The 13,132-nt window shown below is 59.9% G+C and carries 11 protein-coding genes and 1 pseudogene; 5 read left to right on the top strand and 7 right to left on the bottom strand.

The annotated features are described in order from the left end of the window. The 3 genes and pseudogenes from BFP93_RS07020 to BFP93_RS07010 form a co-directional block, all read right to left on the bottom strand. Positions 1-1,086: pseudogene (locus tag BFP93_RS07020) on the bottom strand (type IV secretion protein Rhs); the annotation flags it as partial. Between the two features lie 198 nt (positions 1,087-1,284). After that, the gene (locus tag BFP93_RS07015; protein ID WP_065892566.1) at positions 1,285-2,766 is read right to left on the bottom strand and encodes a methyl-accepting chemotaxis protein; all 1,482 of its coding nucleotides are present in this window, start codon (positions 2,764-2,766) and stop codon (positions 1,285-1,287) included. A gap of 95 nt (positions 2,767-2,861) precedes the next feature. Continuing rightward, positions 2,862-3,668 (bottom strand): TatD family hydrolase, encoded by an 807-nt coding sequence (locus tag BFP93_RS07010; protein ID WP_065892565.1) that lies wholly within the window; start codon positions 3,666-3,668, stop codon positions 2,862-2,864. Between the two features lie 235 nt (positions 3,669-3,903). Here BFP93_RS07010 and BFP93_RS07005 point away from each other — a divergent pair, with 235 nt between their 5' ends. The 3 genes from BFP93_RS07005 (at position 3,904) to BFP93_RS06995 (ending at position 6,429) form a co-directional block, all read left to right on the top strand. Then, on the top strand, positions 3,904-5,325 hold the full coding sequence (locus BFP93_RS07005) for a transglycosylase SLT domain-containing protein (RefSeq protein ID WP_065892564.1): 1,422 nt from the start codon (positions 3,904-3,906) through the stop codon (positions 5,323-5,325). Between the two features lie 103 nt (positions 5,326-5,428). Beyond that, complete coding sequence (locus BFP93_RS07000) at positions 5,429-5,863, top strand: DoxX family protein (RefSeq protein ID WP_065892563.1); 435 nt, start codon at positions 5,429-5,431, stop codon at positions 5,861-5,863. A 257-nt stretch (positions 5,864-6,120) separates the two neighbouring features. Next, a complete protein-coding gene (locus BFP93_RS06995) occupies positions 6,121-6,429 on the top strand; it encodes a hypothetical protein (RefSeq protein WP_065892562.1) in 309 nt (102 codons plus the stop codon). A 17-nt stretch (positions 6,430-6,446) separates the two neighbouring features. Here the strand turns inward: BFP93_RS06995 and BFP93_RS06990 are convergent, their stop codons facing one another. From BFP93_RS06990 to BFP93_RS06980, 3 genes are read right to left on the bottom strand one after another with little or no spacing between them, the layout of a single operon-like run. Continuing rightward, positions 6,447-8,186: a Gldg family protein gene (locus BFP93_RS06990; protein WP_065892561.1), complete on the bottom strand. Its 1,740-nt coding sequence runs from the start codon at positions 8,184-8,186 to the stop codon at positions 6,447-6,449. A gap of 12 nt (positions 8,187-8,198) precedes the next feature. Continuing rightward, complete coding sequence (locus BFP93_RS06985) at positions 8,199-8,924, bottom strand: ABC transporter permease (RefSeq protein WP_065884453.1); 726 nt, start codon at positions 8,922-8,924, stop codon at positions 8,199-8,201. After that, the gene (locus tag BFP93_RS06980) at positions 8,921-9,847 is read right to left on the bottom strand and encodes an ABC transporter ATP-binding protein (protein ID WP_065892560.1); all 927 of its coding nucleotides are present in this window, start codon (positions 9,845-9,847) and stop codon (positions 8,921-8,923) included. The genes BFP93_RS06985 and BFP93_RS06980 overlap by 4 nt, the downstream gene beginning before the upstream one ends. A 238-nt stretch (positions 9,848-10,085) precedes the next feature. Here BFP93_RS06980 and BFP93_RS06975 point away from each other — a divergent pair, with 238 nt between their 5' ends. Beyond that, positions 10,086-11,090 carry a hypothetical protein gene (locus BFP93_RS06975; protein WP_065892559.1) on the top strand — a complete coding sequence of 335 codons (1,005 nt, stop codon included), beginning with the start codon at positions 10,086-10,088 and terminating at the stop codon, positions 11,088-11,090. 119 nt (positions 11,091-11,209) lie between these two features. Further along, positions 11,210-11,683 (top strand): transcription elongation factor GreB, encoded by a 474-nt coding sequence (gene greB, locus BFP93_RS06970; RefSeq protein ID WP_065892558.1) that lies wholly within the window; start codon positions 11,210-11,212, stop codon positions 11,681-11,683. Positions 11,684-11,722: 39 nt separating this feature from the next. On the opposite strand, the gene BFP93_RS06965 is transcribed toward greB, so the two are convergent. Beyond that, the coding region (locus BFP93_RS06965) for an ABC transporter permease (RefSeq protein WP_141687953.1) at positions 11,723-13,132 on the bottom strand (1,410 nt) is incomplete at its 5' end.

Here is a 13,132-nt window from a genome sequence, read left to right as displayed (position 1 = left end):
CGGCGTCGCCGCACTGTTCAGCAACAGAGGCTTGGCCGCCTGCACGTGAGTTTCCAGCCCAGGCCCCGGCACCTGCCTGGCTAGCAACTCCAACAACGCCCGCGCCCGCCCGGACTTGATAGAACTCAACACCTGAGCCCCCAGCCGAAGCTGCACCCCCATCCCCCGCGTGGCCCATATCAGCAGCAGGTTGATCAAGACTTCGCCAGTGATCTCACCCAGCAGTTCGTACATCTCGGGCGGCGGCAGCAGGCGTATCCAGGCCACCATTGCTGACAAATAGATAAACAGCAGCGGCTCGTCACTGAGCACCAGAAAGCCTTGGGCGAGCGTGTCTTTACCCAGTTTGAGTAACTGGTCCAGTTCGGCCTGGGAAAGGTACTGCAGCAACTTTTCGCTGTTGGACTTGAGATTCGCCAACAGGTCGTACAGCTCGGTGATGTTGTCCCACAGGTTGTAAAACGCCTTGCCAATCCCGCTTGCAAAGGCCGCACCCTGTTTCGCGCTGCGCTTGAAGGGCGGGGCTTTGGCAAAATCGGCCCATTGAGGCTCGAAGCGCTCGCGCCACTGCTTGCGCAGATCCGCTTCCAGCCCGGCGATGACCGACTGGTAGGACGTATACAGCGCCTTGACGTGATCTTTGGAAACATTGGGGTAGAAAGTGACTCGGTACTGCTGATCGCGGGTGCACTCAGGGACTTCAAGCCAGCCGCTGGGGCCGATGGTGCGGTGCAGCGGCGCGCCAATGGGCGTGCCGTCCGGTGCAATGGCTTGCAGCGTGACCGGCGTGTTGCCGATAGGGACGAAGCGGGTGCTCTCGAACAGATGCACCAGGGTCAGCCCACCCTGGGCCTTGCATTGAGCGACGGTGCGACTGGGCGTGTCGGAAGAGATCGGCGCGACCAGTGCGACGTCGTCACCGACCTTGAACACCTGCTCGACTTCCAGTGCCGAGCCACTGAAAAAGCTGTCGGCCCACGCGTCGAAGGTGTTCAGGCAATTGCGCAAATCCCCAAGCACGTTTTCAACATCCGGCGCTTTGGGGTCCATGGGGGCCAGGACGAAGCTGGCAAGCACCGGAATCAAAAGACCGCCCCGACAACCGGGGCCCTAACGAAAAAAACCATCTGCACTCCCTCGCACTGAATAATCAGGCGAGGGACTTTGCAGAGGTGCCTAGTTAAAAGAAGTCGGCGTTATTCGCGGGGAGGGCGAGGAAGTTTCGTTTTGACCTCAAGTATGCTGCGGCATGGTTGTAGGAGTCGGATTACAGGCTGAACGATCCTACAGCTTCAACTGCCCAATCGCCTTACTCAATTCCCCCGCCAACGTCGCCAGTTCATTACTGGTGGTCGCCGAATCCACGGTCTGCTGCACGGTGTTCTCGGTCACATCACGAATACTCACCACGGCGCGGTTCATCTCTTCGGCGACATGGCTCTGCTGTTCGGCGGCCACCGCAATCTGGGTGTTGCTCTCACGCATCTGCGCCACGGCGCCGGTGATTTCGACGAGTGCGGCGCCGGCTTCCTGGGCCTGTTGTACGCAGTCATCGGCCTTGAGCGAGCTTTCCTGCATGAAGTCCACCGCGTCGCGGGTACCGGCTTGCAGCGCCGAGACCATGCGGGTGATTTCGTCGGTGGAGCTCTGCACGCGCTTGGCCAGGTTGCGCACTTCGTCGGCGACCACCGCAAAGCCACGGCCCATTTCGCCGGCGCGGGCAGCTTCGATGGCGGCGTTGAGGGCGAGCAGGTTGGTCTGTTCGGCGATGCTGTGGATCACCCCGACCACGCCGTTGATTTTCTGGCTGTCTTCGGCGAGTTTCTGGATCATCTCAGCGGTTTGTTGCACACCGGTGGACAGTCCGGCAATCGAACGTTGCACGCGTGTGACCACTTCCTGGCCGCTGCCGGCGAGGGTATCGGCGGTTTGCGAGAGGTCGCGGGTGGCCCCGGCGTGCTGGGCAATATGGTGGACGGTGGCGGTCATTTCGTTGATCGCCGTGGCGGCCTGGTCGGTCTCGCTTTGCTGGCCGAGCATGCCGTGCTGCACCTCGTTCATGCTGCTGGCCAGGCGGGCGGCGCCCTCGTCCAATTGCCTGGCGGTCCGTGCCACTGTATTGACCACCCGCTGGTAGCCCGCTTGCATGGCATTGAAGGCGCTGGCCATCTGCCCGACTTCATCCTTGCAGGCCAGGGGCACCCGGGCGGACAGGTCGCCGGTCTTTTCTACATGGAGCATTACGTCCTTGAGGGTGTTGAGCTGGCTGAGCAGGAAGCGGATCAGCAGTTGCGAGGCGCCGAGCATCGCCAGCATCAGGACCGCCACCGCCACCGCATAGTTGACGAAGCGTTCGCCGAACACCTGGCGCAGGCTTGGCGCGTAGGCGAAAACGGCGACCTGTTGTCCGTCGGCACGGCGGATGACCTCGGCGCCCACCAGCGGGTTCACGCCGAACAAGGGCAGGTGACTGAGCTCGACCCAGCCGCTGGCGCCTTGCAAGGCGGACAGATCCTGGCCTGCCCGTTGTGGCGCCTGGTCGCGGGTGAAGGTCAGCCAGTTTTCGCCAGTGGGCAGTGTCTTGTCGGCCGGCCAGGTGTTGAGCAACTGCGCCTGGGCCCTGGCCGAAACCTGGGACGCCTGACTGCGTGCCTGTTGTTCGAGCTGGACGGCATACAGCACCAGCAGCAACGTGGTGATGAAAGCGACCGCGTTGACGGCCCAGAATTTGTACTTCAGTGAGATATTGCTAAGCCAGGCACCCATGGAGGTTTTCTCTGATAGCGGAAACAGCATTGGCAAGGTGCCATTATTGTGCCGCTACTCAGGAACGGGTTTTTGACATGGGTCAATGCGCCGCATCACCGACGGTAAGGCAAGCCGAAAAAAGCCCGGGCACAGGCGGTACTGTGCAGCGCCAGGTCTTCCAGGGTTTCATGGCGATGCAGGGCGACCTCGCGCAACACTTCGCTCAGGAAGGCGGGCTCATTGCGGCCGTTCTTCGGCTTGGGGCGTAGTGTGCGTGGCAACAGGTAGGGCGCATCACTTTCCAGCATCAGACGGCCGCGGGGAATTTCCCTGACCAATGGGTGCAGATGCGTCCCACGGCGCTCGTCGCAGATCCAGCCGGTGATGCCGATGTGCAGGTCAAGGTCGAGGTAGCTGAAGAGCGCCTGTTGTTCGCCGGTGAAGCAATGCACCACGGCGGCGGGCAAGTGGTCACGGTAATCCTTGAGGATCTCCAGCAGGCGCTGGTTGGCGTCGCGCTCGTGAAGGAACACCGGCAATTTCAGTTCGACAGCCAGGGCCAGGTGTTCCTCGAGGACTTTTTCCTGTTGTGGGCGCGGCGAAAAGTCCCGGTTGAAGTCCAGTCCGCATTCGCCGACGGCACGCACACGGGGCTGGTTGAGCAAATCGCGCAAACGCTGGGCGCTGTCGCTGCCCCAGGCGCTGGCGGAGTGGGGGTGAATGCCGGCGGTGCTGAACAGGCGTTGCCCACTGTCATCAAGGCTTGTGCACAGCGCCAGGGCCTGCTCGCTGCCTTCGACACTGGTGCCGGTGAGCACCAATTGCTGCACGCCGGCGGCGTAGGCTCGCTCGAGAACGGCCGAGTGCCTCTCGTCGAAACTGGGGTTGGTCAGGTTGACGCCGATATCAATGAGTTGCATGGTGCTACCTCCGCCTGCGGCCGGAAAGCATATCAGAGCTGCAGATTTATAAGAAAAACCAAGAACTACAACGCGTTATAGCTGTCTTTGAACGTCGCCGGCGACATTGTGGCGGGCCCTTTGCCTCTACCTTGTCGTCGTTGCACGCGTTGCCAGCGCATAAAGCGCTCTGTTTCTGACGCCCGACACCTGGTGTTTAACGAAGGTGTTGGCCAGTTTTCTTTCCGGAGAGCGGATGATCCGACCCGCGGCGTTACTCATGATGTGCGTGACGTTACTGCTGCCCATGGCGGCGGTCGCGCGTCTGGATGGGCCGCTGGAAGTGACCAAGCCCGGCAAGGTCCGTGACCTGGCAGAGATTCGCTCCAGTCGTACCCTGCGCGTGTTGGTCAACCAGAGCCGCAACAGCTCCGGTGAAGTGCAGGGCCAGGCCATCGGTGTCGAATACCATCGCCTGCGTGCGTTCGAGCAATACCTCAATGGCCGTGCCCGCGATGGGCAGGCAATCAACCTCAAGATCATCCCCAGGGCCAAGGACCAGTTACTTGCCGCGCTGGCCCGTGGCGAAGGTGACCTGGTCGCCCCCGGCGAACTGCTGGACGTGAAGGCCGCGCACAAGATCAGCAGCAGTGACCCGATCGCCAGCAACGTGCCGCTGTGGCTGGTTGGCGTCAAGGGTGAACGACGGTTTACCAGGTTGGAGCAATTGTCGGGCCGCACCCTGACGTTGACCACCGGCAGCGCGGCGGCGGATGCGATCAGCCAGGCCAACCAGAAACTGGCCCTGCACAAGCGCCCGCCGATCAAGGTGGAATGGGTCGATCCGAGCCTGGCGGTGGAAGACGTGCTGGAGATGGTGCAGGCCGGGATCTTTCACCTGACCATCGTTGAAAAGCCGATTGCCGAGCGCTGGTCGAAAATCCTGCCCAAGTTGCGCTTTGACAAGCAGGTGGTCATCAGCGAGCCGGGCGACGAGTACTGGTTCGTGCGCCAGGATGCGTCGATGCTGCGGGCGAGCATCGATCGTTTCCTCAAGACCTACCACACCCCATCCGACCAGGATGTGGCGTTCCAGCGTATCTATCGACGTCTCTACCAGGTGCGCAACCCGTTGGCCCGCGCCGACCGTCAACGCCTGGAGAAACTGCGCCCGGTCCTGCAAAAGCATGCGCGCGAGCAAGGCATGGACTGGTTGAACCTGGCCGCGCTGGCATTCAAGGAGTCCGCGCTGGACCCTGGGGCACGCAACAGCGGTGGCCCCACCGGTTTGATGCAGATCACGCCCTCGGCGGCGCAGCGGGTGGGCGTGAACAATATCGAGAATCTGGACAGTAATGTGCAGGCGGGCGCGCGCTACCTGGCCATGATCCGTCGCAAGTTCTTTGCCAGCCCCAAGCTCAACGAGCGTGAACGCATGGCCTTTGTGCTGGCCGCGTATAACATGGGGCCGGAGCGGGTGCAGGGCATGCGCACCGAAGCCCGGCGTCGGGGGCTCAACCCCAATCAGTGGTTCTTCCAGGTTGAGCGCATTGCCATGGAGCAGGTAGGGATGGGCGCCGTCAGCTATGTTAATAGCGTCAACAAATACTATCTGGCGTTCGACCGGGAGCGGGAGTCTCTGGAGCCCTCGACGCCGAACGTTGCGTCGCGTAAATAATCGAATTTGTCGATGGTGATAATGCAGTTTTTTGGCTTTTATCATTGTTTAAACTGATTAATATAGCGGCCAACCAACCCCTATCTGAAAAAGGATTTACCTCGTGAGCCCATTGATTACCCGTGTCCTGTCCACTCGCGCAGGTTATGGCCTGACTGTTCTGCGCATCTTCGTCGGTATCATCTTCGCTGCCCACGGCTCGCAAAAACTTTTCGGCTGGTTCGGCGGTGGTGGTCTGGCCGGCACTGCCCAATGGATGGAAAGCATCGGCCTGGCGCCGGGCACCCTGATGGCCGTGTTGTCCGGCGGCACCGAGTTCTTTGCCGGCCTGGCGCTGATCATCGGCCTGCTCGCACGTCCTGCGGCACTGGGCCTGACCTTTCTGTCGCTGGTGGCGATCTTTTCCGTGCACATTCATAACGGGCTGTTCATGGCCAACAATGGCTATGAGTTTGCCCTGGCCCTGCTTGGCGGCTCGCTGGCGGTACTGTTCGAAGGTGCCGGCAAACTCTCGGCCGACCGCGTCATCGCCAGCTGAGCGTTTGCAAAGGTATGCAAGGCCCGCCACGTGCGGGCCTTTTTCGTTGCTCGGGATTCTTGACACTGCCCCGCCAGCTTCTCTAGGATGCTGCTCATGCGCCGATTTAAACAGCTAATTGCGGGGCGCCACTGGACTCGATGCAGTCCGACAGAACCATGCACTCATCAGCAGGCACGGGTCGAAATACCGCTAAAGCGCTGGTTCGGTGTTGCCTCTCACCTGCCCGCAGACTTTTGAGGCAGAGACACGACACAATGAATGCACCACGCCCCCTGATACGCCTGGCCCCCATCACCGCGGACCTGACTCAGCGCAGCCCGAAAATCCTCCTGGGCGGCAAGCACCAGCCGACGCTGCTGCGCTACCTGGATGGCTGGCCCCGTCGCACCGGGCGGCCTTCGGCGTTCCTTATCCAGTTCGTGGAAGACGGCGACTCCCTGACGCGTTTCGCCAGTAACAGCTTTGACCTCGCTGTTATCCAGGCACCGAGTGCAGGCAATGCCGAAGAGGTGATCCGCCAACTGACCCGTATTGCCCGGCAAGGGTTGATTGCCCGTCGCTGATACCCGCCGCCCGGCGATCAGCCAAAGGTCACCGGCGACCATCGGCGTCGACGCAGGCAGCGATACCGTAGCCAGGCTATCAGGCACAGCATCAGGGGCACCATCGCGATCATCAGCAGCTTTATGGTGCGTTCGAAGCGGTTTAACGGTGCATACGCCTGCGCCTTGAGGGCATGCAATTCCATCGGCAGGCGCAGGCGCTCCTTGTTAAGCGCTTGCAATTGGGTACTGGTGTCCACGACCTGGGTGCCCAGGCCTGTGGCCTTTGGATTGAGCCGTTGCCATGCTTGTTCGGTATGCTCAAGACGACGTTCCAGTTCCGCTGCCTTTTCCCGATAGGCCTGTGCGGCAGCTTCGCGCATGGGCGTGAGGGTGCTGAGCGAACGCGACGTGATGTGCGGGCGAATATTGGCAAGTAATGCGGGTGCCGCCAGGTTATCCAGGGTATTGAGTACGAACTGCAGGTTGTTGTTGCCCGTTGCCTGGCTGACAGCGTCGGCGAGTACATCGGTATCGGCAACCACCACGACCTCGATCCGGGCAGCCTTTTGCAAGCCGGGCGGCTGTCCGCTCAATCCGTCAGGAAATGCCGAATAGGCCGGCCCCTCGAGACGCGCGGCGATGACATGGCGCTGGCCTGAAGTGGAGGCTTCGTCAATCAGCGCGTCGAACTGCGTCGTTGAAGCGAAGCGCTCGGCGTCCAGCAGCGCAGACTGCCGAGAGCTTTGCAGCAGCGGGGTGAACGTCTTGCGATTTTTTCGGGCGCGCAAGATCGCGCCACTGCTTGATACGCTCAGGCTGTCGAGTTTCCAGGTGCTGATATCCTGAGCATTCATTGCCTGTCGTGGCAGTTTCAACCTGGCGGGGTGCAGCACGGTGGGCATGCCCGGGCCGAGCGATGCCGACGAGGCATACAGGCTGTCGACCAGCAGCTTGTTCGTGGGCATGCGTATGCCCCAGGCGTTCAACAGGCCATCGAGCCTGGAATCTACCGATACGGCTTCAGACCCCATCTCGCTTACCGGGTCGATGAAGATCATCAGCTTGCCGCCCCCCAGGACAAACTGTTCCATGGCGTAAAGCGCTTGTTCGGTCAGCGCCCTCGGTTGCACGACCATCAAGCTACCTATCGAGGCAGGCACCTGGGAGATGTTGGAGGCCAACTCTGTCAGGTTGAAATGCCCGCGCATCTGCTCCATCAGTTGACTGGCGGACTCATTCAACGGCAACCCGGACAGCAGGCCGACACTGGGCCGTTGAGGGTGCATCAACCGATAGATCAGTTGGCTGATCTGATACTCGAGCAGCGGTTCGTCCACGGGGTTGAACGCATCGATGCGTTGCATACCCTGGCCGGCACGCGTGCCTATAAGGCCAAGGAATCCTTGTGTGTCATCCAGGCCGAACAGGCTGGCTTTGTAGGCATCTTCGGAAAAAGGGGTTGGATCAATAATGTGCAGGTTGATCATGCCGTTGGCGGCCGCTTCGAATTCCTGGAGCAAATCCTCTATGCGTTGGCCGAAGCGTTTCACGGTTCGGCTTTTTTTGGGTGCTGTGAGCGAGTTGAAGTAATACAAGTCCAGTGGGCTTTCAAGCGTCGCGAGCAACTGCTGCGTCGAGGGTGATAACGTATGAATTTTCTGTCGTGAAAAGTCCCAGCGGGAATCGGGTAGTTTGTTTAGCCAGACCAGGTTGAATGCCAGGAACAGTAATAATATGACGACTAACGTCATACCCACACGAAGAGCGGATCGCATCAGCGACTTTCCTTAGCTGTTTTTATAGTTGAGTGTAACGATGGTTGCAGAAAGGAAGGCAACGATCATGCTGACAAAATATAAGCCGTCATGCAGTGTTATTTTGCCGTTGTCCATTGAACTGAAACGCGATATCGGGTCAAGTTTCATGATGCTGTCAACTATCCAGATCGGCGCTTGATGTTCAAGCGCATCCAGGACCGAAGACAGCCCACTGATGGTCAGCAGCAAACCCAGGGTGAGGAGAAAAATAATAATCCGCTGGTGCGTGAGTGCACATATAAAGCAACCGACCGATAGGTAACTTCCCGCCAGTAGCCAACTTGCCAGAAATTGTGATGCGATCACCCCGTTGTCGGGCGTTCCCAGAAAATGCGCGGCCGCCACTATAGGAAAATTCAACAACAGGGCAATGCTGCAGACCACCCAGGCTGCGAGGAATTTTCCGATCACGCGTTCTGCCGAGGTGAGTGGCAGGGTTTTCATCATGTCGCAAAAGCCGATGTTGCGTTCATCCGACCACAGTTGCATTGATAGGCTGGGTATCAGCAGCAGGTAGAGCCAGGGGTGCAGTTCGAAAAAAGCCTGCAAGTCACTGCTGTCGCGCTCCATCCAGCGATGGGTATACAGCCCCAGCGTCGCACATAGCACCAGGAAAAAGGCCACGCTCAGGTAGGTGTGCGGGGTACTGGCATAGCTGGCGAGTTGGCGTTTGAATATGAGGGGCAGCAGTTTCAAGAGGATACCTCGTGGCTCAGATGGTGAACGACATCGTTCAGGCGACCTGGCTCCAGATGCAGTGACGTGATGTTCCAGCCGCGATGGGTGATGAGTGAATTGATGGCGGGGAAGATGGCGTGCCCGGGCATGGCCAGAACCGTCACCTTTCCTGGGTTTTGACGGTCTTCCTCGATACCGGCCACGCCGGGCAGTACGGCAAGGGCGAGTAAATCCGGGGGCGGATCCGCTGCGAGCGTCACCGCTTGGAAGTGCCGGGAGCAGCGCTGCAAGTCCGCCAGCGAAGAGTCGGCAATCAGTCGCCCGCCTGCGATTACCAGGGCGCGGGTGCAAATCTCGGACAGCGCGTCGTAATGGCGGGAGGCGATGATGATGCTCATTTCTTCGGTCAGGGACTGAACAAGCGCCCTGAATTTGAGCTGTTGCTCGGTGTTCAGCCCTTCGGTGGGCTCGTCCAGGAGGAGGACGCTGGGGGAGTGCAAAATGGCTTGTGCAATCGCGACGCTGCGCTTCAAGTCAAGGCTGAGTACATCGATGGGGCAGTTGAGTACGGGGTGTAGCTCCAGTCGCATGGCGACCCGGTCGACGTGCCGGCGTTTTTCGGCACCCCTGAACCCTCGGGCGGTGGCCACAAAGTTGAGGATGCTTTTGACCGACAGCGTGTGATGGGTTATGCCCCCCTGGAGCTGGTAACCGACGGCTTGCCTGGCGAGAGTTGAATGGGTTTGGGTACTCAGGCCCTGAATGCTGACGTGCCCACGGGTGGGCCTGGCCATGCCGGAAATCAAATTCAGCAACGTTGTTTTACCGGCGCCATGCTCTCCCAGCAATCCCACGCATTCATGGCGTTGGGCACAGAACGAAAAGTCGCTTATCACGCTTTTCTTGCCCAGGTACTTTGTCAGGTTGCTGACTTCGATCATAGGTTTACCGAATCAATTGGGCGGTGCCTGAAGAATGTTTAGTTGTGGTGTCGGTGCGTTAAAAAGATTACGTTCAAATACCTGCTCTTGGGAACGCTGGGCTCACTTAATAAGTAAAGTCCTACGTTTGATTTGATAACGCGCTGAAACAATTGTGTTGTTCTGAATACTTAATAATGGTCGGATATTTGTCTGACATTTATATAAGGTTTTCTTTTTGCAATGAGGCCTGACTGCCATGATGCTTCTACGTACCCTTGTTCTTGAGCGCAGCGGCGAGGATGCTCCCGTCAACGGCGCACTGTTGTGCGGCTTTGCGGTCAAACAGACATCCTCCAACTTCCTGGTATATAGCCTTGATGAAGAAGCCGAACCCGGTCATTCCAGGGTGTATATCGCCGCCTTGCGCAAAAAACTCGAACGGTATTTTCTTGGCGGGGTTGAGTCCAAGGAGGACTTGCAAGTAGCGATGCAAGTCTTTAAGCAAATTCTGATGATGGCGGCGGCATCCGGCAATAAGGACGCTGCCGTCACCGAGTCTCAGGTTCCGTTTCACTTCATTGATCTGAAAGGCTGCAGATTGCCGCCTGCCAGGCCCGAAGATCATCACTCAGTGATCGTCAAGAAAGCCCTGGTGATGAAGGTGATTACATTGGGCATGTCCGCCCCCGCTGCGCCTGCCATCGAAAGCAGCGCGGTCATCGTGCCGTCGATCCGCTTTTCATCGCAAATGGTTGCACCGCCGCGGGGCAAGAGTGAGCCGGAGCCCGTCCCGAGGCCTGTGGATGAAGTGTGTGTTGAAGAGCCGCCGCCTCCGCCGGTCACGGTACCCGAAGTGGCGCGGGTGCCGGTCGAACCCAGCGCGCCGATTGCTCAGGCAGACCCCATCGAAATGCCGTCGCAACCCCGCTCCTCCAGGGAGAATACCTCCATTCTCGAGATAGACAGCACGCTGAGCAATCTGGCCAGGGTCGCCCAGGAACTGACACAGAAGAAACAGGCTGTCATCGAGCGCGAAGAGATGCTCGAACAGTGGCAGGCTCGATTGCAGCAACAGCAGAATCAGCAGGATGAAAGAAGCCGGGCGTTGGACCAGCAGCATTCGCGCCTGCAGGAGCAAGCACTGGAAGTGAGCCAAAAGACCGAAAAGATGGTGTTGATGATGTCTCAGCTATCGCTGATGCGACAGCGCCTGCAAGGCACGCTCGTTGAACTGGACCAGGTCCTCGACGGGCAGGGCTGAGTCACTGTCGGGCTGGATACTTTGCGCCGTTGATTTATGATCGATCCCCGCCGGCCGACGCCAGGGTATGATGCCCTGGTCTGTCGACACTATTGGACATTGCCTGGGGATGCACGCGTTTGAGTACCAAGCTGATAACCAAAGAAGGCCATGAAGCGCTGAAAAAGGAGCTGGACTACCTCTGGCGTGAAAAGCGCCCGGACACCACGCGCAAGGTGACGTGGGCAGCTTCCCTGGGAGATCGCAGCGAAAACGCGGATTACCAGTACAACAAGAAGCTGTTGCGTGAGATCGATCGGCGGGTGCGCTACCTGCGCAAACGCCTCGAAGATATGCGCGTGGTGGAATACATGCCCGAGCAGGAGGGCAAGGTGTTTTTCGGTGCGTGGGTCGATGTCGAAAACGAGCAGGGCGAGACCAAGCGTTTCCGCATTGTGGGTTATGACGAGATCTATGACCGGATGGATTACATCTCTATCGACTCCCCCATGGCACGTGCGCTGCTGCGCAAAGAGGTAGACGATGAAGCCATCGTACAAACCCCCGGCGGTGAGGTGTGCTGGTGGATTACCCGGATCGAATATGTGAAATAGCAACTGATGGCCCTTGCCGGAGCAAGGGCCATCAGTGTTTCAGCCCTCGCGCAGTACCGTCAGCGGGCTGGCGTTGAGCGCACGACGCGTGCCGAACACCCCGGCGGCACCGATCAGCGCCGCACCGATCAGCGGCAACAGCAGTAGCCAGGGGTGAGGGTGCCAGGTCAGGTCAAAGGCGTAGCGGTACAGCACCCAGGTCACCAGTTCCGTGCCCAGTGCCGCCAGCAAACCGCTGACCGCCCCCAGCAGGCCGAACTCGATGCGCCGGGCCTTGACCAGCAACCTGCGCTCGGCACCCAGCGCACGCAGCAGCGCCCCTTGGCGGATGCGCTCATCCAACGTGGCCTGCAAGCCGGAAAACAGCACGGCCATGCCGGCAGCGAGCACGAACAGCAGCACGTATTCCACCGCCAGGGTCACCTGGGCAAGGATGCTGCGCAGTTGTTCCAGCAGCGCCTCGACCTGCAGGATGGTGACGGCCGGGAAGGCGCGGGACAGGTCGACGATCTGTTGGTCATGCCCAGGCGCCAGGTAGAAGCTGGTCAGGTAGGTGGTCGGCAAATCCTTCAAGGTGCCCGGTTGGAAGATCATGAAGAAGTTGGGCTGGAAGTTGTCCCAGTTGATGGTCCGAAGGCTGGTGACCCGTGCCTCGCGATTCTCCCCGCCAATGGTGAAGACCAGATGGTCGTCGAGCTTGAGCTTCAGGCTTTCAGCCACCTTGGCTTCCACCGAGACCCCAGGCACGCCATCGCCCGGTTGCGCGGTCCACCAGGTGCCCGCCGTCAGTACATTACCCTGGGGTAAATCGGCGGCCCAGGTCAGGCTCAGGTCCCGTTGCACCGCGCGATCGCCGCTGGAGTCCTTGCTGACAATCTCCTGTACGGGCTCGCCGTTGATGCTGATCAGCCGGCCGGGTATGACGGGGTAAAGCGGTGCCGATTGCGCCTGCACGTCCAGAAGGCGCGCGCCAAACGCCTCTTTGTCGGCCGGCAGGATATTCAGCGCGAAGTAGTTGGGCGCATCCTTGGGCAACTGGTTCTGCCAGGTGTCGAGCAGCTCGCCGCGTAGCAGGGCGATCAAGCCCATGGACAGCAGGATCAAGCCAAACGCCAGGGACTGGCCGGCTGCCGCCAATGGATGGCGCAGCAATTGGCCCAGGCCCAGGCGCCAGGGCAGGGAGGCCCGTGCGAGTAAGCGGCGCAGGCTTTGCAATAACAACAGCAGCAAGCCACCGAGGATCAATGCCGCTACCACGCCGCCGCCCAGTAATGCGAAGGTCAGCACCAGATCAAGGCTCAGTCGCCACATGATCAGGCCCAGGGCAAAGAGCGCCGCGCCGTACACCATCCAGGTGCTCGAGGGGATCGGCAGCAGGTCGCGACGCAGTACCCGCAACGGCGGCACCCGGCCCAGCGCGGCCAGGGGCGGAAGCGCGAAGCCGGCGAG

The organism is Pseudomonas sp. 44 R 15, assembly GCF_900004965.1.
Classification (GTDB): domain Bacteria; phylum Pseudomonadota; class Gammaproteobacteria; order Pseudomonadales; family Pseudomonadaceae; genus Aquipseudomonas; species Aquipseudomonas orientalis_A.
This window is presented reverse-complemented; position numbering and strand designations above follow the sequence as displayed.

Bases quoted from the DNA above. Each gene is read 5' to 3' on its own strand.
- BFP93_RS07015 (WP_065892566.1), bottom strand. From the start codon at position 2,766: ATGGGTGCCTGGCTTAGCAATATCTCACTGAAGTACAAATTCTGGGCC.
- BFP93_RS07010 (WP_065892565.1), bottom strand. From the start codon at position 3,668: ATGCAACTCATTGATATCGGCGTCAACCTGACCAACCCCAGTTTCGAC.
- BFP93_RS07005 (WP_065892564.1), top strand. From the start codon at position 3,904: ATGATCCGACCCGCGGCGTTACTCATGATGTGCGTGACGTTACTGCTG.
- BFP93_RS06995 (WP_065892562.1), top strand. From the start codon at position 6,121: ATGAATGCACCACGCCCCCTGATACGCCTGGCCCCCATCACCGCGGAC.
- BFP93_RS06990 (WP_065892561.1), bottom strand. From the start codon at position 8,186: ATGCGATCCGCTCTTCGTGTGGGTATGACGTTAGTCGTCATATTATTA.
- BFP93_RS06980 (WP_065892560.1), bottom strand. From the start codon at position 9,847: ATGATCGAAGTCAGCAACCTGACAAAGTACCTGGGCAAGAAAAGCGTG.
- BFP93_RS06975 (WP_065892559.1), top strand. From the start codon at position 10,086: ATGATGCTTCTACGTACCCTTGTTCTTGAGCGCAGCGGCGAGGATGCT.